Here is a 20,183-nt window from a genome sequence, read left to right as displayed (position 1 = left end):
AAGGGTGCTAGGTTCCGGCCGCCGCCAGCGCCAGGGGACTGTGCGACTCGCCAAAGGGTCGTGCGCCATGAACCAGGTTTCCGCCGAAGGCGAATTCCGCTACCGCGCATTCATCAGCTACAGCCATCGCGACCGGCGCTGGGCGGAGTGGCTGCATCGTGCCTTGGAAACCTACCGCGTGCCCTCGCGCCTGGTCGGCCAGGCCACGGACGCGGGCATCGTGCCGCGACGGCTGGTCCCCGTCTTCCGTGACCGCGACGAACTGGCCAGTTCCCACGACCTGGGCCACAAGGTGGACCTGGCGCTGGCGCAATCGGCCAATCTGATCGTCGTGTGCTCGCCGGCGGCGGCCGCCTCGCGCTGGGTGGGCGCCGAGATATGCGCGTTCCGGCGGCTGGGCCGCAACGATCGCATTTTCTGCCTCATCGTCGCCGGCGAACCCAACGCCTCGGCCGGGCAGTCGGCCGAGGAATGCCTGTCGCCGGCGTTGTGCGGCCCCCTGGACGGCCAGACCGATGCGGCCGGGGACGAGCCGATCGCCGCCGACGTACGCCCCGGCAAGGACGGCAAGCAGGCGGCCAAGCTCAAACTCGTGGCCGGCCTGCTCGGGTTGGAACTGGACCAGCTGCGCCGGCGCGAACTGCAGCGGCGCAACCGGCGGCTGGCGGCGGTCACGGCGTTGTCCATGCTGGTCATGCTGGTGACCACCCTGCTGGCGATCGACGCGATGATCGCCCGCCGCACCGCCGAGCGCCGGCAGAAGCAGGCCGAGGCGTTGATCGGCTTCATGCTCGGCGACCTCAACGACAAGCTGGCGCAGGTGCAGCGGCTGGACATCCTGGAAGCGGTCGACGACAAGGCGATGGCCTACTTCCAGTCGCTGCCCGCCACCGACGTGACTGACGACGTGCTCGAACAGCGCGCCAAGGCGCTGGAGAAGATCGGCAGCGTGCGGCTGGACCAGGGCCGCCTGGCCGCTGCCACGCGCGCGTACCGGGCGGCCGAACCGCTGGCACGAGCGCTCGCCCGGGCGGCACCGGCCGACCGTGAACGGCAGATCGCCTACGCGCGGGTGCAGGCCTTCCTCGGCGTGAGCGACTGGTACCAGGGCGACCTCGAGGTGGCCGGACGCTACTTCGCCGCGGCGCAGGCCACGCTCGAACGGCTGGGCGCGCCGGCGCGCACCGATCCGCGCGTGTTGTTCGAACTGAGCACGCTGGACAACGACATCGGCCACGTCCTGGAAGCCGATGGCCGCCTGGACGAAGCCGCCGTGCACTACCAGCGCATGCTCGAGCGCTGCCGAGCGCTGGCCGCCCACGCCTCGCCGCGCAGCGAATGGCTCGAGCACCTGGGCGAGGCGCACAACAACCTCGGCAAGCTGGCCCTGATGCGCGGCGATCTGCTGACGGCCATCGCCGAGTACTCGGCCGACGACGCCATCGAAAGCCGGCTGAGCCAGGCCCATCCGCAGGACAACGGCCAGCGCCAGAACATGGCGCGCGTGCGCGCCATCCTGGCCCGCACGCTGGCCCTGGCCGGGCATGGCGAACAGGCGGACCGCGATACCAGGCAAGCGCTGGCGGTGATCGAGGACATCCACCGCTTCGATCCCAGCCTGACCGATGCCAGGGAAAGCCTCGGGCTGTACTCGACCCAGCTTGCCCGCCTGCAGCGCACGCAGGGCGACACCCGCTCGCCCCGTGCCCTGCTGGCGCGCGCCATGCACACGCTCGAGGACCTTGCACGGCACGATCCGAGCAACACCGGCTGGCAGCAGGACCTGGCTGAGGCCCGCATCGAACGCGCGGCATGGCTGCAGGCCACCGGGCGTCTTGACCAGGCGCGTGCCGACGCGCAGGCCGCGCTGGCGGCGCTCACGCCTCTGCTGGCCGACCAGCCGGACGAACGCACGCTGCTGCTGTCCACCGCCAACGCCCGCCTCCAACTGGCCTACCTGCAGGCCGGCAAGGACGCCGAGGGGCTGCGGCTGGCCGCCCTCCGCGGCTTGCGCGGGGTCGACAGCGGCGCCGGCGACGTGCGCCTGCTCGCCACCCAGGTCGACGCCCTGCTGGCGCTGGGCCGCACCGACGAAGCACGGCCGCTGGTCCGGCGGCTGTGGTCTTCGGGCTACCGCGAACCGGCACTGATGCGGCGGTTGGCACGGGCAGGCATCGGGTTCGAACCCAACCCCGTCTTCGAACAACGCCTGCAGGATGTCCTCGACCGGCGCGCACTGGCATTGGCGCGCTGACCGACCGCCACCCCAACGATCGAAGAACACCATGGATCACGTGCTGAGCGTCACTCTGGACAAGTCCGCCACGCCCTGGTCGGTCGACATCGACCAGCATGGCAACGCCAACCAGGTCGGTCGCAACCCGCAGCGGCAGACCCTGGTCTGGCAGCTGACCGGCAACGCCGCCAGCGGCGAGCTGCTGCCGCTGCAATGGGTCGAAACACCCCGCGAGGGCATCTTCGGTCCGCCCGAGGTAACCGCCAACGGCCAGCGCATGACCATGACCGACCTCAACAAGGGTCAGGATTCCACCGGCACCTGGATCTACATGCTGAGCCTGACGCTGGATGGCCAGCAATATTCCACGCGAACAACCCTACCCACCGGCACCACCACCAACCCGTCGATCAAGAACCACTGATCCCGTCGCACGGGCATCACCGGCGCATAACGGCGCAAGACGTACACGCCACTCGGCGGCCAAGCCGGCCGCCGCCAGGCCCATCGGAGGCTGACCATGACCAAGCCACGCACCATCCAGGGCAACCCGGACGAACCCAGGTCGACTGTCGAGCGCAAGCCCCCCGAGAACCCGCCGAAGGAACGCGAGGTTCCGCAGGACGCGCTGGCCGCGGCCAACGCCACGCGGGATCCGACGATCATCAATCGCACCCGCTAGCGCACTCGCCGCGCAGCCGAACGGCGGTTGCGCAAGCAACGGCGCGCCGGCTTGCGGCCGCCGCGGCCTTCCCCCGGCCGCAAGCCCTGGAGCACCCATGACGCCCCTGGTGATCGGCGTGACCAGCCATCGCGACCTGCCGCCGGCCGACGTCGTGGCCGTCCGCGCGGCCGTGCGGCAACTGTTCGGGACGCTGCGCGAATCGTGGCCTTCGCTGCCGCTGGTGGTGCTCTCGGCGCTGGCCGAGGGCGGCGACCAGCTGGTAGCCGCAGAGGCGCTGGCGCAGGGCGCGCGGCTGATCGCCCCGCTGCCGCTGCCGCTCGAGCTCTACGTGAAGGACTTCACCGACTCCACGGCACGCACCCGCTTCGAGGCGCTGTGCCGGCAAGCCGAGGTGATGACATTGCCGGTGCGCAAGGGCCGCTCCCACCGCGAAGTGGGCAACCCCGGCACCGCGCGCGACCAGCAATACGCGCAGGCGGGCGTCTACATCGCCAGCCACTGCCACATCCTGCTGGCGATCTGGGACGGCCAGCCCTCCGACCGCCTGGGCGGCACTGCGCAGATCGTGCGTTACCACCTGCGCGGCACCCTGCCCGGCCCGCCCAGCGAGGACCGCGACCCGCACCACATCCTGGCCGCGGGTGACGAGCGGCTGCTCTACCACGTGCTTTGCGGCCGGGCGGGCCCGGCCGATGATGCACGCCCGGCGGTCAGGGTGACGTGGCGGCATGCCCTGGCGGCGACGCCGGAGGACCACCTGCCGGCGCCGTTCCGGCTGATGTTCGATCGGATGGCCGAGTTCAACGACGAATGCACCGCTTACGCCGACGCGATCGATGCATCGGCACGACCCGGCGTAGACGCCGATCCCGCCGCACCGGCCACGGCCCGGATGGGCATCGAGCGCACCTTCCGCGAAGCGGACTGGCTGGCCATGCACTTCCAGCACCGTGTGCTGCTGGCCATGCGCACCATCTACACGCTGGCCGCGCTGATGGGCATCGCCTTCACCTGCTACGCCCACTTCGCCGCGCAGAACTACCTGATCTACCTGTTCCTGCTGCTGTTCGCGCTCGGCACCACCATGACCGCGATCGCCAAGCACCGCGGCTGGCATCGCAAGTACCTCGACTACCGGGCGCTGGCCGAAGGGCTGCGCATCCAGTCGTACTGGCGCCGTGCCGGTATCTCGCTGACCCGCGACCACGCCTTCGCGCACGACGACTTCCTGCAGCGGCAGAACGTCGAACTGGGCTGGATCCGCAACGTGATGCGCGCCTCCGGCCTGCCGCCCAGCCACGCACCGCCGGCAAACGCGGCGGAACTGGCCGGCGTGATCGCCGAATGGGTGGGCGAGCCAGGCCGCTCGGGCCAGCTGCATTACTACGAACGCAAGAGCATCGAATGTGCCGGGCTGCATCGCGTCACCGAGGCGCTCGGCGCGTTGAGCCTTTGGGGCGGCGTATCGATCAGCGTGTTGCTGGCGCTGTTCGCGTTGCGCCTGGAGGAAGGCACGAAGGCCGGCCTGGTCGCGGTGATGGGCATCCTCTCGATCATCGCCGCCGTGCGCCAGGCGTACGCCTACCGCAAGGCCGACAAGGTGCTGCTCAAGCAGTACCGTTTCATGGAGCGCATCCTGGGTGCCGCGCGCACCGCGCTGGACCAGACCGACGACCCGGCCGAGCAGCGCTTCATCCTGCGCGCGCTCGGTCATGCCGCGCTGACCGAACACGCGGAATGGACCCTGATGCAACGCGAACGGCAGGTCGAGCACGGGCCCATGTAGTGGTCCGACCTAAAATAAAGTCCAAGAAACTCGGTCCCGGGGCCACGAGTGATCGTCGACCGCGTGCCGCATATATCGAAAGAAAGAGTCCAAATCTCTGGCCTGTTCCTTCCGAATGCCAATCTGGCGACGAAAAGAAAGTCAAATTGGCCAAACCACGCCGGCAAGATCGTCCCCGGCGATAAGCCAAGGGTGCTCCGTAACAAACAAACCCCGCAGGCTTCTGTGGGGTCTTTTTGTGACCGCGTGTTAGTGGGAATGTCACCAAGCCTAGCTTGTACCTCCTCCCACAGGGACCGGACGCCGCCTTCATTCATTGACGTCCGCTTCCGGCCAGAAGCGGACATCCTCATGCGTATCAAGCTGCGGACAGGTGCTCGTAAAGAACAGCGGCTCCCACGGCGATCAGGATCAGTCCACCCAAAGCCTCCGCCCATTTGCCAACCAGGCGGCCAACCAAGTGGCCAAGCATGATCCCGATGCTGACCATCGTGAACGTACACGCGCCAATGACCATTGCGATGATCCAGATCGGCGTATTCACGAAGGCAAGGCCGACACCCACCGCCATGGCATCGATGCTCGTCGCCAGTCCAGTGAGCGCCAACCCGACAATGCCTGATCGGGCAGGGACACCCGGTTCCTCGTCGCCGTCGCCCGTCCACGCCCTCCAGAGCATGTGGAGGCCCAACCCGCCGAGGAGGATGAAGGCGATCCAGTGATCCCAAGCTTCGACGTAGCGCGACGCTGCCGTACCGATCAGCCAGCCGATGACCGGCGTCGCGGCCTCCACCACGCCGAAGACCAAACCGATGCGCATGGCGTCGGTCAGCTTAGGCTTTCGCAGGCCGGCACCCTTGGCGAGGGCGGCAGCAAAGGCATCGGTCGACATCGCTAGACCGAGCAAGAGGACCGAAATCCAACTCATGCGTGGGGAATCACTCTCGGCCGGCGCCCGATGAAGCCAAAGGACGCGTTTCGCGCACCTGATCCGCACCCACGCGCGTGACCTCGATCGTGAGATGCACGAGTTCTTCGTGGATCGACAGGGCTTGGCGGAAGTGGTTGGCGTCGGCCTCGCTCAAGGTAACGATATCCACCGCTACCGCATATTGGCCTCGTCCGACCCGCCAGACGTGCAAGTCCGTAATCCGCGCAGGAACGCCGCCCTCTTCAATCACCTCACGCACCTCCCCTACGACGGGCTGGTCCATCTCCGCGTCAAGCAGGACCGCGCCAGAACGGCGGAGCAATCCCCATGCCCAGACCGTCACCAACACGGCTCCAACGAGCCCCATGATTGGATCAAGCCACGTGGCACCCCACAGCTTGCCGCCGAAAAGGGCAACGATGGCCAGTACCGATGTCGCTGCGTCGGCAATCACGTGGATGTACGCCGAGCGCAGGTTCAGGTCATGCGCCTGAGCATGGACTTCCGCGTGGTGGTGGTCGTGCCCATGGCCAGCGTGATCGTGATGATCGCGAAGTAACCAGGCGCATACGAGGTTGACTGCGAGGCCGACGATCGCGATGGCGATCGCCTGGTCATAGTGGATCTGCTGCGGCACCATCAGGCGCTCGGCGGACTGGAAGGCCATGAGCGCCGCTACGCCCAACAGCAGGATGGCGCTTGTGTAACCGCCGAGGATCTCCACTTTCCACGTGCCGAACGCGAATCGCTCGTTATGCGCATGGCGCCGCGCAAATGCGTATGCGAATACGGACAGCCCCAACGCCAACGCATGGGAGCTCATATGCCAGCCGTCGGCGAGCACGGCCATGGAGTTGAACCACCAGCCGCCCGCGATCTCGACGACCATCATGACGGCTGTCAGGACCATGGCGCGGCGCGTGTTGCGCTCGGCCAATGGGTTGCCCTCATCGAACCGATGGGCGTGGCGGCGGCCGGAAGCCGCTTGGTCTAGGATGTGATTCATACCCCCCTAGGGTATATGATCGGGGTCATCATGTCGCATCTCTCTTCACCATCCAAGGCCCTGAGGACCCGGGTACGTCGAATCCGGGGTCAGGTAGAAGCGCTCGAGAACGCCCTAGAGGGAGGGGGCGAGTGCACGGATGTGCTTGTGCAGATCGCCGCCATTCGAGGCGCGGTGCACGGACTCATGATGGAAGTGCTCGGAGAACACCTGTCGTCGCATGTGGCTGAGGAAAAAAGCATGCAGGCCCGCGAGAAGGCGCTAAGCGAGGTCTTGGCTCTGATGCGCACGCATCTACGCTAGGCTGTTCGATGTGGCTGCCAAATCCCCTTGCGCCGACATTTGCCGGTTCGACCGCAAGGCCGACCTCTGTGTCGGTTGCTTCCGCACCCAGGATGAGATACGGCTGTGGCGAAAGATGACCGACCACAAGCGTCACGAGATCGTCGCTGATCGGCCGCGCCGGCAGGCCCGGCTTGCGGCAAGACAGGTTAGAGCTCGTCAATCACGCTAGAACAACAACATCTCTACATGCCGGAATTCGAGGATTGTTTGGCGTTCGAACCGAGGTCCGGGCCCGGCGTAGGCCTCCTCCCCATCTAGAGCGGCCATCTCGTCGCTCTGTCGTGTTCGACAACGGGGCGACAAAGCCAGATTTATCGTCATGGTTCCTCAGCATCGGTGGAGCATGACCTTGGCGGCTTTTCGTTCACTGCCTGGCGTCGTCCAAGGCCTCGCGGCTGCAGCCCTGTTTGGCGCCAGCACACCGCTGGCCAAAGCTTTGCTCGGCACCGTGCCACCGCTGCTGCTAGCCGGGCTGCTCTACGCAGGGTCCGGTCTCGGCTTGGGTGCCTGGCTGTTGATACGCCGCCTGATTGGGAGAACTACCGGCGAAGCGTCGCTGGCTCGCCCCGATGTTCCGTGGCTGGCCGGCGCGGTGCTGTTCGGTGGCGTGCTGGGACCGGCACTGCTGATGCTGGGGTTGGCGCACACCCCAGCTTCAGCTGCCTCGCTGCTGCTCAACCTCGAGAGCGTCCTGACCGCCGTTCTGGCGTGGGTGGTTTTCCGCGAAAACGTCGATCGGCGGGTCGGGCTCGGCATGTTGGCTATCGTCGTCGGAAGCGGGTTGCTTTCCTGGCATTCGGACGGTCCTGGCGGCCTGCCGTGGGGCGCGCTGGCGGTCGCAGGCGCCTGCCTCTGTTGGGCGATCGACAACAACCTGACGCGACCGGTCGCTGGCGGGGATCCGGTGCAGATTGCCGCTATTAAGGGGGGCGTGGCGGGAGCAATCAACATTGGGCTTGCCGTGCTCGCCGGCTACCGCTTCCCCCATTGGTTTCCGTTGCTCGCAACAGGCGCCGTCGGTTTCGTTGGCTACGGCCTCAGCCTGGTGCTCTTCGTGCTGGCGTTACGACACCTTGGCACCGCCCGGACTGGCGCCTACTTTTCGACCGCGCCGTTCGTTGGGGCGGCCCTCGCCTTAGTGATGTTTCCTGAGCTACCAGGTATTCGCTTCTGGATCGCCGGGCTTCTAATGGCACTTGGAGTGTGGCTGCACCTCAGCGAGCGGCACGAGCACGAGCATGTGCACGAGGCTATCCACCACGACCATCGTCATAGGCATGACATTCATCATCAGCACGATCATGACTTTCCTTGGGACGGCGAAGAACCACACAGCCATCCGCATGAGCACGAGCCGCTATTCCACAGCCATCCACACTACCCAGATCTACACCATCGCCATAAGCACTAGGTTGAGGAGCCACTAGGCACGTATCGCTGCATGTCCGCTTCGGGTCGAGAGCGGACGTGCCCCCTACACCTGATAAGGCTTCCTAATCGCGAATCGGCAGCACCCCGCCACGGCGCTATGCCTCGACAACCAGGAGCTGGGCCCAGTCGGTGGTGTACGCCGGTGAAAGCCGCCCTCGCCGCATCGTCCAGCCCTTGGTTTCCTTGACCCCGGCGTGCCCCATGCCAACTTCCGTGCGCCCGAAACGGGCGTGGATGCGATCGAGCGTGGCCATCAAGGCCTGGCGTCTCGGGCTTGCTTCCGCCGCATCAAACAAACCACCTTGCACGTGCGTTTGGTCGGCCAGCTCTTCGAGCAAGACGCCAGCCTTGGTGTAGCGGTAGCCGTCTTTGTAGATCCGGGCAAGCACGACACCGGCGGCGCGCGTCAGCTCGGCCAGATCGTCGCTTGGGTTTGGCAGGTGCACCCCGGCACACGGGTGGTATTGCGGATCCTGCGGTCGGAAGCGATTGGTTTCCAGCCAGACCTTCACGGTGCCCGCCCGACTCCCCTGCCCCCGCAACTTGTAGGCCGCGCGGCCCACGTAAGTCTGCACAGCGGCCTTCAGATCCTCGTGCGAAAAAACCGGTTCGCCGAAGGACCGTGAGGCAATGATTTGCTGGCGAGGTTCGACGACGTCCAGCCCTTGGCAGGCGATCCCCTGCAGCTCACGTACCGTGCGCTCGACCACCACGCCCAGGCGTTCCCGCAAGCGTTTGGGGTCAGTGCCCGTGAGCTGCGCCACCGTATGGATGCCCAAGCTGTTCAAGTGGGCCGAGAGCTTGCCGCCGATGCCCCAGACGTCGCCGACGGCGACCGTTGCGGCCACGTCGAGGAAATCCCGAGCAGCCATGGCCGTGAGGTCGCAGACACCACCAAATCCTGGCCGCTTTTTTGCGAGGTGGTTCGCCAGTTTGGCGAGCGTGCGCGTAGCACCCACGCCGACGCATACCGGCAGCCCGCACCACTGGGCGACGCGGTGTCGGATCTGGCTGCCGAGCGCAGCACCGTCTGCGTGCGGGTAGCGACGGAGATCCAGAAACGATTCGTCGATGCTGTAGACCTCCTGGTCGTCGCGCGCCACGAACTGGCCGATTACGTTCATCGTACGGCGGCTCATGTCCCCATAGAGGGCATAGTTCGAGGACCGGTACTGGATGCCATGCTGTCGCACCAAGTCTTGCATCTGGTGCCAAGGGGTGCCCATGCGGACCCCCAGCGCCTTTACCTCGGCCGAGCGCGCGACGACACACCCGTCGCCGTTGGATAGCACGACGGTTGGCACACCAAGAAGCGTGGGGTCATACAAGCGCTCGCAGGAGACGTAGAAGTTGTTGACGTCCACGAGCGCGAAGCGGGGGGCCATCAGATGAGCTTGTGCAAGGCGTACCGAACCACGCCCCAGATCTCGAACTCGTCGCCTTCGGCGATGACGCGGTCCTCGTAGTGAGGATTCTCAGCTTTCAGGTAGGGGCGCCCGTTCGCCATGTAGCGCAAGCGTTTGCAGGTGGCCTTGCCCTGGTAGACGGCGATGACGATGGAGCCATTCCGCGGCTCGAGTGCGCGATCGACCACAAGCTCATCGCCATCGTTGATGCCCGCGCCGGTCATCGAGTGGCCCTTGGCGCGGACCAGGTAGGTCGCCTCCCGGTGACGCGGATCCATCACCACTGTGTTGAGGTCGATCGGGCTCTCTTCGTAATCTTCCGCTGGGGAGGCAAAACCGCACGGCACTTCAGTGAAGTGTCGGAGCAGCCAGGGGCTGGCCTCGGCGACGGTGCCGAGGTGCTCGATGCCCTCGGCATCTTCCCTGCGCAGACGTTCCATCAAGCTGAGCACCACGGGCACGTGGGGCTCAGGGACGCGGATACGCTGGGAAGGGGCGCCGGGCCGGCCGGCGCCGGGGCGCGTGCCCCCGCGGTTGTTGCTGGACGTGCTCATGCTTGTTTGATTTCTGGGACAGAAATCAAAGCTACCACGCAGTCTGGCTCACAACACGAGATTGGCTACACAGCCCGCGCCGTACCTTGGGTCTCGGGTCTTGACGTGCTCGAGGCCGATGGGCCTCCCACCCGCGTCATCGATCAAGTGATCGCCCTTCCAGCCGCATGGGAGAATGCGCCCATGACCATACCCACCGACGCCTTCCGCCGTTTTCAGGCCGAACTGGCGGCCCTCGATACCAAGAGCCGCCCTTCCAAGTCGCCCATGGAACTGGCAAAAGAAGAGTTTCTCGCGCTCAGGAAGCGCTACGGCCTGACAGTCGCGGACGTCGTGACCTTCTTTCCGGAAGAGGAAGGGATCGCCTACCTGCAACAGCTCATCGCGGCGCGTACGCGATAGCACGGGTCTGCGGACCTCGCGCCGGCTGGAGCCCATGGCTCTGCCAAGCCACCCGGTATCATGGCGTGATGCACACACGCCTCCTGCTTGCTCTCGTCCTCCTCCTGCCGGCCAGCCATCTTCACGCATGGGGCCGCGACGGCCATACCGTCGTTGCCCAAATTGCCGACGATCACCTGACACCCGCCGCCCGTGCCGAAGTCCAGCGGCTGCTCGCCCTGGAACCGGGGGCCACGCTGGAATCCATCGCCTCGTGGGCCGACGAGCACCGCAACCCCGCCACCAGCAAGTGGCACTACGTCAATTTCCCGCGCGGCTCGGACCTCCATTACTCACCAGATCTGTGTCCAGGCGGCGATCAATGCCTGGTTGCTGCGCTCCAACGCCAGGAGCTGATGCTGGGTAATCGCCATGCCTCGGACGAGGACCAGGCGAAAGCGCTGCGCTACGTGGTTCACCTGGTGGGTGATGCCCACCAACCTCTGCATGCCGGCTACGGTGACGACAAGGGGGGAAATACGTACCAGGTGCGCTGGCAGGGTCGCGGATCGAATCTGCACCACGTTTGGGACACGGGGCTGATCGAAACGTTCGGGCAAGCGCCTACCGAACTGGCTCAGCGTATCGAGCGCGACCTGCCCCATGTGGCGATCGGTGGAGATGTACAGGATTGGGTCCACGAGAGCGGCGCGCTGGTCAGCTCGCCGGGCTTCTACCCACCCCGCAAGATCAGTACGGAATACGTTCGGGCATGGCGTCCCGTGGTCGAGCAGCGCTTGGAACAGGCAGGATTGCGACTGGCCGCAGTGCTCAACCGGTTGCTGGGCTAACGACAGACGCAGCCGCCATCCCCTGCCGCTGCATTGCGAAGCGTCATCCAAATTCTACGCGGCGGCCGTGGCTTCCAATGTTCGCGGCGGATGTTGCTCCAGCAGCAACGATTTCTCGGGAATCACCAGCTCCACCGTCACTTCAGACCCCGTGCGCTCGTGGTAGTCGCGACCGAGCTTGCGCGCATGTTTGATGGCGCTGGCTAGCGTAAGTGCTTCAGCCAGGCCGGTCGCACCTTGACGCACACGCCAGCCAACGACGCCTTCTTCGACACAAAAGACAGACCGCATAAGACACACGCCCAGGTAAAGGAAGGGCCCCGGTCATCGGTCCGCGCCTGGACACCCATGGTCGGCTCGCGCCTGACTCCCTGTCGCCTTGGTCCTGACTCGCGGGGCAGCCATAGCTTGTTCGGCGCCAACGTGCTTGCCCATCAGGCGCCCACGACCCCATCTGTAAGGCAATGCCGACAGCTGCCTGGGTGCGCTGCCAAGGCATGGCGGCGTCCACTGTCGCAGAGTGACGACCTCGCATTGTTGGTGCTCGATGTCGACCCGGCTTCGATTCCCCTCAGATGGGGTGAGACTTACCGAGCGGCAGCTGCAGTTGCACATGCCATGGGCCGCCACCGGTCCGTTCGAGCAGCACGACCGCTGTACACGCTGCACGAATCCCCTCGCCACTGCCCGGCAATACTGCGTTGAGCGCCGCCATCACTTCTTCGCGTGCATCGCGTACATGGCGCGCGACCGATAGGTGCGGTGCGTATCGCGGGAATGGATCCTCAGGCAAGCGCCGTTCGAAGATCTTCTCTACAGCCGCGCGTAGGGCGACGAACGGCGCCACCGGTTCGGGGTCGAGGAACACTGTCGTCGGGAAGCGGGAAACGCGCGCAAGGGTGTAGTGGAAGCTCGGCACAGAGGCGACCGCGTCCGCGAGCATCGCCTGGTCGCGTGGGCTAAGCGCCCTGAGCGGGAGGAACGGGTAACGGAGGGTGATGTGCGCGCCCAGCCCGCGCCGCACTGAGGGGTCCCAGCGCTCTCGCAAGCGCCCGATAACCGGGTCGGCCTCAGGCGTCAGTACGGCCAGGAACGCCGCCATGCGCATGCACTTCGCGGTAAGCCGCGAGCGCCGCGGCCTCGTCGAACTCACCCGGGCCGTAAAACCCCGCTACATCGCAGAACTCGGCAAAGGCCTGCTCACACGCCTTGCAGCCACATTCTCCGGCGCAGCGGCTCGGGCACCGGTTGACACAGGTGCATGGCAGCTCGCGGTCCGGGGCAGCTTCGATCTGCGCCGGGTCCGGGAAATAGCCCTGCGTATGCGGGTAGCGGCGGCGGCCTTCGGGTGTGGGCTCAGTCATGGCTCGATTTTACGCGGTCGTCTCGACGCCGTCCGATCACGCGGCGAGCCTGTGTTGGTAGTACGGCCGCGCCCGGTCATCCAGGATGGCGTACAGGGCCTCGCGTGGCGCCACGGCTGGATTCAGCCAGGCATCGACGTGCTCGGGCTTGATCGGGACGATGCAGCGGTCGTGGCCTGCGGCCGCAACTTCTGGGGGTGGCTCGTCCGTGATGGCCGCGAAGGTGAAAAGGTCGGAGCCGTTGTCCGCGCCCTTGGACACGTTCCACAGGCAGGCCACCAGCATGTCCTGAGGCGGCTGAGGGTCGAAGGCGAGCACCACGTTCTCCTCCTTTTCGCCCTCTGCCAGCGCTCTTCCCTCGAGCCGGTGGCGCGCCACATTCTCGTAAAAGCGTGTGACCACCAGAATGCCGTGGCGGTAGCCAAAGAGTTGGCTCCAGGATTCCTCGAGCTTGTCCCGCCGGGCGTTGTAGGTGCCGGGATACTTGCGCTCCACGGCCGCGTTCCAGCCTGGCATGCGGCACTGGTAGCGCATGGGCACCACAAACCGCTGGCCATCGCGCTCGATCAGCACAGGCGCATACGAACCCGGGAAGATTCGAGCATCGTCATCGACCAAGTCGCGTCGCTGGAGTGCCGCCAGGTTGGCTTCTGTCGCCGCGATCTTGTTGGTCGCGATGCGCTTGTCCTCGGCCGCCTTCTTGGTGGGCTTGGGGCCCGCCAGTACCGCCTCCGCCTTGGTCAGACGCTCCCGCTGTGCCGCCAGATCCTCCCGGTAGCGGTGCTCTAGCTCGCGATCCCCCTCGGCCACCAGCTTGGCAAGCTCAAAGCCCGCCTCGCTGTCCGGGTGCCGAAAGCTTTCGCGCAGGGCCTTGGGGATCTTCGACCACGTGCCGTCCCGGCGGCGTTCCCAGAACAGCTCGGTGAAGCGCTGAAGGCTGATCGTCGCGCCAAAGTGGCGCACGTAGCGGACGTAGTCGGCCTTGATTTGGGCGGAGTAGCACATGGCGGGCGCTCCGGCGTAGGGAGTGACCAGCATACCGACCGGGGCGTCGAAGGGGCGCGGAGGCGGGCACCTGGTCGGTCATCAACCAACAAGCTTTCCTGACCAGTCTCATCGGGCGAGACGCGCCCTCGATCTACTGCCACCAAGAATCAAAGGTGGCCCCCATTGAACGCTCTCCCTGATCGTTACCAGGCCGCGGACGATCTCGTCCTGCGCGGCCCGAGCGATGGGCGCGCGCTAGCCCAACGGCTATCCAAGCGCTACGCCGAACGCATCACCGGCTCCTTCGTGGTGCCGGGTCGCGAGGGATCCTTCGCGCCCTTGCCCGCGGACCTACCGCCGGCACTAGCCCACGCCCTGCGATCGCGCGGCATTGATGCGCTCTACAGCCACCAGGCCGAGGCCTGGGTCGCGACACAACGCGGTGAGCAGGTAGCGATCGTGACGCCGACAGCATCCGGCAAATCCCTCTGCTACACCCTGCCCGTACTCAGTGCTGCGATGAAGCAGGGAGCCAAGGCGCTGTACCTGTTTCCGACCAAGGCATTGGCCCAGGACCAGGTCGCCGACCTGCTGGAGCTCAACAAGGCCGGTGAGCTGGGGGTCAAGGCCTTCACGTTCGATGGCGACACGCCGGGCGACGCACGCCAGGCGATTCGCCTCCACGGCGACATCGTGGTGAGCAACCCTGACATGCTGCACCAGGCGATCCTGCCGCATCACACCAAGTGGGCACAGTTCTTCGAGAACCTGCGCTACGTGGTGATCGACGAGGTCCACACCTACCGCGGCGTGTTCGGATCGCATGTGGCCAACGTGATCCGGCGACTCAAGCGCGTATGTGCGTTCTATGGGGTGACTCCTCAGTTCATCCTGTGCTCGGCAACGATTGGCAACCCAAAGGAGCACGCTGAGGCGCTGATCGAACACCCGGTCACCGCCTTCACGCAAAGCGGCGCGCCCTCGGGCGACAAGCACGTGCTGCTGTGGAACCCGCCCGTGGTCAACCCCGACCTTGGCCTTCGCGCGTCGGCGCGCTCGCAGACAAACCGGATCGCCCGGCTGGCGATCAAGGCGGGCATGAAGACCCTGGTGTTCGCGCAGAGCCGCACCATGGTCGAGGTGCTGACCAAGTACCTGAAAGACGTCTTCGATCACGATCCACGCAAGCCTCCACGAATCCGTGCCTATCGAGGCGGCTACCTGCCGACCGAGCGTCGGGCCGCCGAGCGTGAGATGCGCGCCGGCAGCATCGACGGCATCGTGAGTACCTCTGCGCTCGAGCTGGGCGTGGACATCGGCAGCCTGGATGTCGTGGTACTCAATGGCTATCCTGGCTCCATGGCGGCGACCTGGCAGCGCTTCGGTCGGGCGGGCCGCCGCCAGCAGCCGGCGCTCGGCGTGCTGGTGGCCAGTAGTGATCCATTGGACCAGTACCTGGTGCGCCATCCGGAATTCTTCGAGGGTGCCCCGCCCGAGCACGCGCGCATCGCCGCCGACCAGCCATTGATCCTGCTCGACCATATCCGCTGTGCCGCCTTCGAACTGCCGTTCGTGGGCGACGAGGTATTCGGACCGGGCGCAGCCACGCCCTGGCTCGAGGTGCTCGGCGAGGAAGGCGTGCTGCACCGCGAGGGCAACCGCTGGGAATGGATCGCCGACAGCTATCCGGCCAATGCCGTCTCACTGCGCAGCGTGGCCGACGGCAACTTCGTGGTGGTCGATCGCACCGGAGGCAAGCAGACCATCATCGCCGAAGTCGACTTCACCGCCGTGCCGGTGACGCTCTACGAAGGCGCGATCCACATGATCCAGTCGGTGCCCTACCAGGTGGAACGGCTCGACTGGGATGGCCGCAAGGCGTTCGTGACGCGTACCCACGTGGACTACTACACCGACGCCATCGACTACACCAAGCTCAAGGTGCTCGACTGTTTCGGCAGCTCCAGCGCGGGGCGCGGCGAGGCCCACCACGGCGAGGTGCACGTGGTCCGGCGCGTGGCCGGCTACAAGAAGATCCGCTACTACACCCACGAAAACATCGGCTACGGCCCTGTCAACCTGCCCGACCAGGAGCTGCACACCACCGCGGTCTGGTGGCAGCTTGCCCAGCGCGAGCTCGAACAAGCCTTTGATGGCCGGCAGCAGGCGCTGGACGGTTTCCTCGGGGCCGCCTATGCCTTGCACATCGTCGCCACCGTGGCGGTGATGGCTGAGTCGCGCGACCTGCAGAAGTCGGTGGGAAGCTCCGACGGGGCGTGGTTCGTCGCCTCGGACATCGCAGGCCGCGGCCAGCTGCGCGGGATGGATGGGCAGCCAGCGGCGCTGGCGCCCGATGCGCCCTTCACCCCGACGGTTTATCTCTATGACGCCTTTCCCGGCGGCGTGGGCCTAAGCGCGCCGTTGTTCGAGCGGCGCGAGGATCTGGTCCGCATGGCCATGACGCTGGTCGATCGCTGCGACTGCATGGCCGGTTGCCCGGCCTGCGCCGGACCGATCCTGGCCGCGGACGAAGCAGCCGCGGACACGCCCAAGGCCCTGGCCTTGCGGGTTCTGGGCCTGCTGGTGGCCCTGTGAGCGCGCTGGCCGACCGGCTGCGCCAACTGCGCACGCAATCAGGGCTGTCGGTTCCCGCGGCCCCGACGCCGGCGCCGAAACAGACCCTATCGGCTGACGTACTAAGGCTGATCCAAGGTCGCTCGCGGCTGCAGCGTGCGGAACCACGTGCATCGTCGACGGATCGCTTCGTGCCCGGCGAAGAGATCGCAAGCGGACTGTTCCTCACCGAGGCGGTGGTGGACTGGCTATCTCCGCCACCCTTGATCGACACGACCTTTGCGCGCTGGGACGAGGCAGTTGGCACTGCCAGGCTGCTTCATTTCGATACGGAAACCACCGGGCTCGCCGGCGGCACCGGCACACGGGCGTTCATGATGGGCGCGGCCCATTGGGAACAGAACGGCCGATTCCGCATTCGCCAGCTAACGATCACCACTATGGCCGCCGAAACCGCGATGCTTCAGACCTTCGCCGGATGGCTGCACGACGACACCATACTTGTGAGCTACAACGGCAAGAGCTACGACGCGCCCCTGCTTGCCACCCGCTACCGTTTGGCCCGGTTGCCCAACCCGCTCACCGGCCTTCGTCACCTTGATCTGCTCCACCCCGTCCGTCGGCACTGGAAGGGTGTATGGGAGAATTGTCGCCTCGCAACTGCCGAACGGCAGCTCCTCGGCGTGGTACGCGACGACGACCTACCAGGATCGGAAGCGCCAGCGGCATGGCTGACATTCCTGCGAGGCGGACCGGCCACCAACCTGCGTCGCGTGGCTCACCATAATGTGCAGGACCTTCGCAGCTTGGCGGGCGTGCTCCTGCGCGTTTCGCGGCTCGGCGCACGTCCGCCAGCCGCGGAATAGGTCGCGCTCTACATCATGTCTGCTTCCGGCCAGAAGCGGACCTTCCGCATGGAATCTGGTAGACCAGACGCACACCCCGTGCTTAATCCGATCAGCCCACGAAACCAGACTCTAGTGAGACGAAAAATCTCATGACGTCATCAACCCTTCCTTCCGCTACAAGAGCAACTGCTGTTTTGCCTTGGAACGGTGGTAAGGGATGGCTAACTACGTATTGTTTGGCCGCCTCTGCATCACCAGTAATCTCCGCAACTGCTGCGAGCACACGCTTTAGGTCTTCTAAGAACGTCTCAAAGTTCTGCGTAGAGAATCCCATCGCCCTCTCCATACCCAGCTGGCAGTTCGGCCACGATACTTGGACTTGGGTGCGTCGGCCATTGATCGTTCTGGCGCCGGCAAGGCGCATGCAGGACGGAGCAGACGCCGAGCACTCAACATAAGGCGACCACAGCGTCGGTATTGGTCCGCTTTGGGTCGATAGCAGCTCTAGGTACTCCCAGCGAGAGGCCGCGCAGGTACCAGTATCGCTACCGCGCCCGCCTTGCCTTCATCGTCCATCAAATCTGCCACGCCGAATGAGCGCTGACAGCTGGGTGCGCTCTACACGCCCGTACGCATCAAGCGCTTCTTCTTCCGCCTTCGAGGTTGGCACCAGCGCGCTTAGCCGGCCAGTAGCTTCGCAAAGCGTCACGAACTGGACCGAGCAGGCTTCGCAGCCGCACTCGCCTGCGCAGGGGACCGCGCAGGTGCGGGTGCAAACGCAGGGTATCGGACTTGCGTGATCCACGTTATATCCCGCCGTCTCGGGATAGCGCGTCAGGCCTTCATTTGTCGGTTCGAACACCGTGGCGCTCCTCTCATTGGATGCTGGCAAGACGATATTGACGTTTGCAAGCTGAGGCAAAAAGCTTGTCGGTCGTACCGTGTCGCTGACCTGGCACCCGGGGTGGAGCACGGTTGACCCACTATGTACGGCCCTCACAGCGCACCGTCAGGTATTTGGGGATTGAGGTGGATGACGCGCTTGAACTGGCCGAGCAGACAGAGGCATGACCGATACCAACCAATGTCCAGATGCTTCCTCTTGGCTCGCGAGCGAACCGATTGACAGATCAGAAGCTTCCGTTGACACCCTCCATAAGGTTTCGTTGTCTAATGGGCGGCGATCCAACTCCCTAGGACGACTATGGCCATCAATCTCGATTCACTTTCCCCAGCCGAACTTCAGGCTCTCATCAAGAGCGCCGAGGCGCAGATGCAAGCTGCCCGCAAGAACCACATCCAAGAGGTCCGGACCAAGATTGAGGGGCTCCTTAAGAGCGCAGGCCTGACCATCGACGAGGTTTACCCCCGCCGCGGTGGGCAAGGCAGCAAAGGTCCGAAGGCTGCTGTTGCACCGAAGTACCGCAACCCCGAGAACCCTGCCCAAACGTGGTCGGGGCGCGGCAAGCGCCCACTTTGGTTCTCGGAGGCTCTTAAGAAGAAAGGAGTAACAGCAGACAGCATGCTCATCGGCAGTGCTGCGACGAAGCCCGCGCCCGCCAAGAAGGTTGCTCCGAAGGCCACCAAGAAGGGCCCCGCCAAGAAGCCAGCGAAGAAGTAGCGCGAGCGACGTCGCCATAAGACCCCGCAGGCTCCTGCGGGGTTTTTTTATGCTCGTAGGTCGATCCAAGGTTCATAGCCAAGGGCCTGGAGTTTCTCGTAGTACGGCATGACGAGAGACTTGTCCTCTACTGCGTGGTTCAAAAAGATCTTCATCCACTTCCCTTACGCCCGTTTCAGTGGGACATAACCGCCGATTGTAAGGCACGGTTTCTCTACCAGGACTTTCATCGGAAGATATGGAGTTCGGCTAGCAACGCGCCCCCGTCTGCTCGCGGCCAGAAACGGACATCGAACGGTTGAGCCAAGCGGCGACGACGCCGTCCGCAATGAACGAACTGTTAGCCTTCAACTGCGGACCGTTCATCATGATGTTCCTCGAAGAACCTTAACTCGTAGTATTGGGCTTTCCACACGGGTACGCCATGACGCCGGAAAAAACCCTCAATGTAGCCCTGGATGAGCGCGACGCCCGGCATGGAGGGAAGTCCGTCAGCGCCGGCCCGTGCTACGACGTGGTCAGCAAGGATCAATCTAGAAGCAAGCCAAGCTGATGCATGTAGCGAAGATCGCTCTTCTTTGAGATCGCAGTAGATTTTGTAAGCCCTGTCGTAACCTTCCTGCCCGCGAGGTAGGGCTACAACAAGCTCACGGCACGCGATTGCGATCTTCGCGGCCTCGGAGAGAAATTGTGCCTCAACATCTTGAATAGCTGTAACAGTCTCCCCCACAAGCTCATCCATGTGTATAGAAACCTTCTTGCTCTTTGAAGCGGTAAAGTCGGCAATAAGTGCTTTGAAAATTCCCATGCAACTCCATTGAAGCTAACGCTGAGATAAGAGGCGAAAGCTGATCGCTTGAACGAGCTATTAGGCCGCATTATGCAATCATAAAAAAAGCGCCCCCGAAGAGCGCTTTAGTGTAGATGAGGAGTTAGACCGTTCGCTGCCAAGGCTGCCATTACTGATGAAGCTGTTAATATGATTGACTTGGTTGAAGCAAAGATTACTGCGTTAAAACAATGAATTGTATCCATAAGTCCTCCTGTTAGGGATGGTCTGATCAATCGCCGCGCAACCACTCACGCGTGACATTGGTCCCGTCAAAGCGAAAAACGCTCATTTTGACGGCGGAATGCCGCCTTATTCGCTCCGCAGTTGACCTCTTTGGTCCACTGC

At 64.7% G+C, this 20,183-nt stretch carries 21 protein-coding genes; 12 read left to right on the top strand and 9 right to left on the bottom strand.

Annotated features, from left to right (window positions below):
- Positions 1–67 precede the first annotated feature (67 nt).
- The 4 genes from OSC30_RS03815 to OSC30_RS03800 all read left to right on the top strand — a co-directional run bounded on the left by OSC30_RS03815 (position 68) and on the right by OSC30_RS03800 (position 4,707).
- Entirely contained in the window at positions 68–2,254 is a 2,187-nt protein-coding gene (locus OSC30_RS03815; RefSeq protein WP_267170509.1) for a toll/interleukin-1 receptor domain-containing protein, read from the top strand.
- Between the two features lie 31 nt (positions 2,255–2,285).
- Positions 2,286–2,660, top strand: coding sequence for a hypothetical protein (locus OSC30_RS03810; protein ID WP_267170508.1), 375 nt, complete (start codon positions 2,286–2,288; stop codon positions 2,658–2,660).
- Between the two features lie 96 nt (positions 2,661–2,756).
- Positions 2,757–2,918, top strand: coding sequence for a hypothetical protein (locus OSC30_RS03805; protein ID WP_267170507.1), 162 nt, complete (start codon positions 2,757–2,759; stop codon positions 2,916–2,918).
- A 97-nt stretch (positions 2,919–3,015) separates the two neighbouring features.
- Positions 3,016–4,707, top strand: coding sequence for a hypothetical protein (locus OSC30_RS03800; protein WP_267170506.1), 1,692 nt, complete (start codon positions 3,016–3,018; stop codon positions 4,705–4,707).
- Positions 4,708–5,065: 358 nt separating this feature from the next.
- Here OSC30_RS03800 and OSC30_RS03795 read toward each other — a convergent pair whose 3' ends face one another.
- Entirely contained in the window at positions 5,066–5,635 is a 570-nt protein-coding gene (locus OSC30_RS03795; RefSeq protein WP_267170505.1) for a manganese efflux pump MntP, read from the bottom strand.
- A 10-nt stretch (positions 5,636–5,645) separates the two neighbouring features.
- Positions 5,646–6,644 (bottom strand): CDF family Co(II)/Ni(II) efflux transporter DmeF, encoded by a 999-nt coding sequence (dmeF, locus tag OSC30_RS03790; RefSeq protein ID WP_267170504.1) that lies wholly within the window; start codon positions 6,642–6,644, stop codon positions 5,646–5,648.
- A gap of 15 nt (positions 6,645–6,659) precedes the next feature.
- Here dmeF and OSC30_RS03785 point away from each other — a divergent pair, with 15 nt between their 5' ends.
- The 3 genes from OSC30_RS03785 to OSC30_RS03775 all read left to right on the top strand — a co-directional run bounded on the left by OSC30_RS03785 (position 6,660) and on the right by OSC30_RS03775 (position 8,400).
- A complete protein-coding gene (locus OSC30_RS03785) occupies positions 6,660–6,947 on the top strand; it encodes a metal/formaldehyde-sensitive transcriptional repressor (protein ID WP_425474728.1) in 288 nt (95 codons plus the stop codon).
- Between the two features lie 10 nt (positions 6,948–6,957).
- Positions 6,958–7,158 carry a DUF1289 domain-containing protein gene (locus OSC30_RS03780; protein ID WP_267170503.1) on the top strand — a complete coding sequence of 67 codons (201 nt, stop codon included), beginning with the start codon at positions 6,958–6,960 and terminating at the stop codon, positions 7,156–7,158.
- Between the two features lie 174 nt (positions 7,159–7,332).
- On the top strand, positions 7,333–8,400 hold the full coding sequence (locus tag OSC30_RS03775) for a DMT family transporter (RefSeq protein WP_267170502.1): 1,068 nt from the start codon (positions 7,333–7,335) through the stop codon (positions 8,398–8,400).
- A 115-nt stretch (positions 8,401–8,515) separates the two neighbouring features.
- Here OSC30_RS03775 and OSC30_RS03770 read toward each other — a convergent pair whose 3' ends face one another.
- Together OSC30_RS03770 and OSC30_RS03765 are read right to left on the bottom strand one after the other, a co-directional pair.
- Positions 8,516–9,805, bottom strand: a complete 1,290-nt coding sequence (locus OSC30_RS03770) for a Y-family DNA polymerase (protein WP_267170501.1) — start codon at positions 9,803–9,805, stop codon at positions 8,516–8,518.
- Entirely contained in the window at positions 9,805–10,380 is a 576-nt protein-coding gene (locus OSC30_RS03765; protein WP_267170500.1) for a LexA family protein, read from the bottom strand. Before OSC30_RS03765 ends, OSC30_RS03770 begins: the two co-directional genes overlap by 1 nt.
- Positions 10,381–10,563: 183 nt before the next feature.
- Between OSC30_RS03765 and OSC30_RS03760 the strand changes: the two genes are divergently transcribed.
- Both OSC30_RS03760 and OSC30_RS03755 read left to right on the top strand, forming a co-directional pair.
- A complete protein-coding gene (locus OSC30_RS03760; RefSeq protein ID WP_267170499.1) occupies positions 10,564–10,782 on the top strand; it encodes a 2-hydroxyacyl-CoA dehydratase in 219 nt (72 codons plus the stop codon).
- A gap of 68 nt (positions 10,783–10,850) precedes the next feature.
- Positions 10,851–11,612, top strand: a complete 762-nt coding sequence (locus OSC30_RS03755) for a S1/P1 nuclease (RefSeq protein WP_267170793.1) — start codon at positions 10,851–10,853, stop codon at positions 11,610–11,612.
- A gap of 54 nt (positions 11,613–11,666) precedes the next feature.
- On the opposite strand, the gene OSC30_RS03750 is transcribed toward OSC30_RS03755, so the two are convergent.
- The 4 genes from OSC30_RS03750 to OSC30_RS03735 all read right to left on the bottom strand — a co-directional run bounded on the left by OSC30_RS03750 (position 11,667) and on the right by OSC30_RS03735 (position 13,981).
- A complete protein-coding gene (locus OSC30_RS03750; protein ID WP_267170498.1) occupies positions 11,667–11,903 on the bottom strand; it encodes a hypothetical protein in 237 nt (78 codons plus the stop codon).
- Between the two features lie 280 nt (positions 11,904–12,183).
- Positions 12,184–12,714, bottom strand: coding sequence for a 2'-5' RNA ligase family protein (locus OSC30_RS03745; RefSeq protein WP_267170497.1), 531 nt, complete (start codon positions 12,712–12,714; stop codon positions 12,184–12,186).
- Positions 12,683–12,976, bottom strand: a complete 294-nt coding sequence (locus OSC30_RS03740; protein ID WP_267170496.1) for a hypothetical protein — start codon at positions 12,974–12,976, stop codon at positions 12,683–12,685. Before OSC30_RS03740 ends, OSC30_RS03745 begins: the two co-directional genes overlap by 32 nt.
- A 36-nt stretch (positions 12,977–13,012) precedes the next feature.
- Positions 13,013–13,981, bottom strand: coding sequence for an SOS response-associated peptidase family protein (locus tag OSC30_RS03735; protein WP_267170495.1), 969 nt, complete (start codon positions 13,979–13,981; stop codon positions 13,013–13,015).
- 165 nt (positions 13,982–14,146) lie between these two features.
- Here OSC30_RS03735 and OSC30_RS03730 point away from each other — a divergent pair, with 165 nt between their 5' ends.
- The 3 genes from OSC30_RS03730 to OSC30_RS03720 all read left to right on the top strand — a co-directional run bounded on the left by OSC30_RS03730 (position 14,147) and on the right by OSC30_RS03720 (position 19,006).
- On the top strand, positions 14,147–16,558 hold the full coding sequence (locus tag OSC30_RS03730; protein WP_267170494.1) for a DEAD/DEAH box helicase: 2,412 nt from the start codon (positions 14,147–14,149) through the stop codon (positions 16,556–16,558).
- Positions 16,555–17,403 (top strand): ribonuclease H-like domain-containing protein, encoded by an 849-nt coding sequence (locus OSC30_RS03725; RefSeq protein WP_267170493.1) that lies wholly within the window; start codon positions 16,555–16,557, stop codon positions 17,401–17,403. Before OSC30_RS03730 ends, OSC30_RS03725 begins: the two co-directional genes overlap by 4 nt.
- Before the next feature lie 1,186 nt (positions 17,404–18,589).
- The gene (locus OSC30_RS03720) at positions 18,590–19,006 is read left to right on the top strand and encodes an H-NS histone family protein (RefSeq protein ID WP_267170492.1); all 417 of its coding nucleotides are present in this window, start codon (positions 18,590–18,592) and stop codon (positions 19,004–19,006) included.
- A 340-nt stretch (positions 19,007–19,346) separates the two neighbouring features.
- Here OSC30_RS03720 and OSC30_RS03715 read toward each other — a convergent pair whose 3' ends face one another.
- A complete protein-coding gene (locus tag OSC30_RS03715) occupies positions 19,347–19,814 on the bottom strand; it encodes a hypothetical protein (protein WP_267170491.1) in 468 nt (155 codons plus the stop codon).
- Between the last annotated feature and the right edge of the window lie 369 nt (positions 19,815–20,183).

It is taken from the genome of Frateuria hangzhouensis (genome assembly GCF_026410505.1).
Lineage (GTDB): Bacteria > Pseudomonadota > Gammaproteobacteria > Xanthomonadales > Rhodanobacteraceae > Frateuria_A > Frateuria_A hangzhouensis.
The sequence above is the reverse complement of the archived record's forward strand: the minus strand, read 5'-3'. Positions and strand labels throughout refer to the sequence as shown.

Coding starts and splice junctions, on each gene's coding strand:
- OSC30_RS03815 (WP_267170509.1), top strand. CDS start 68: ATGAACCAGGTTTCCGCCGAAGGCGAATTCCGCTACCGCGCATTCATC.
- OSC30_RS03810 (WP_267170508.1), top strand. CDS start 2,286: ATGGATCACGTGCTGAGCGTCACTCTGGACAAGTCCGCCACGCCCTGG.
- OSC30_RS03805 (WP_267170507.1), top strand. CDS start 2,757: ATGACCAAGCCACGCACCATCCAGGGCAACCCGGACGAACCCAGGTCG.
- OSC30_RS03800 (WP_267170506.1), top strand. CDS start 3,016: ATGACGCCCCTGGTGATCGGCGTGACCAGCCATCGCGACCTGCCGCCG.
- OSC30_RS03795 (WP_267170505.1), bottom strand. CDS start 5,635: ATGAGTTGGATTTCGGTCCTCTTGCTCGGTCTAGCGATGTCGACCGAT.
- dmeF (WP_267170504.1), bottom strand. CDS start 6,644: ATGAATCACATCCTAGACCAAGCGGCTTCCGGCCGCCGCCACGCCCAT.
- OSC30_RS03785 (WP_425474728.1), top strand. CDS start 6,660: ATGATCGGGGTCATCATGTCGCATCTCTCTTCACCATCCAAGGCCCTG.
- OSC30_RS03775 (WP_267170502.1), top strand. CDS start 7,333: ATGACCTTGGCGGCTTTTCGTTCACTGCCTGGCGTCGTCCAAGGCCTC.
- OSC30_RS03770 (WP_267170501.1), bottom strand. CDS start 9,805: ATGGCCCCCCGCTTCGCGCTCGTGGACGTCAACAACTTCTACGTCTCC.
- OSC30_RS03765 (WP_267170500.1), bottom strand. CDS start 10,380: ATGAGCACGTCCAGCAACAACCGCGGGGGCACGCGCCCCGGCGCCGGC.
- OSC30_RS03760 (WP_267170499.1), top strand. CDS start 10,564: ATGACCATACCCACCGACGCCTTCCGCCGTTTTCAGGCCGAACTGGCG.
- OSC30_RS03755 (WP_267170793.1), top strand. CDS start 10,851: ATGCACACACGCCTCCTGCTTGCTCTCGTCCTCCTCCTGCCGGCCAGC.
- OSC30_RS03750 (WP_267170498.1), bottom strand. CDS start 11,903: ATGCGGTCTGTCTTTTGTGTCGAAGAAGGCGTCGTTGGCTGGCGTGTG.
- OSC30_RS03745 (WP_267170497.1), bottom strand. CDS start 12,714: ATGGCGGCGTTCCTGGCCGTACTGACGCCTGAGGCCGACCCGGTTATC.
- OSC30_RS03740 (WP_267170496.1), bottom strand. CDS start 12,976: ATGACTGAGCCCACACCCGAAGGCCGCCGCCGCTACCCGCATACGCAG.
- OSC30_RS03735 (WP_267170495.1), bottom strand. CDS start 13,981: ATGTGCTACTCCGCCCAAATCAAGGCCGACTACGTCCGCTACGTGCGC.
- OSC30_RS03720 (WP_267170492.1), top strand. CDS start 18,590: ATGGCCATCAATCTCGATTCACTTTCCCCAGCCGAACTTCAGGCTCTC.
- OSC30_RS03715 (WP_267170491.1), bottom strand. CDS start 19,814: ATGGGAATTTTCAAAGCACTTATTGCCGACTTTACCGCTTCAAAGAGC.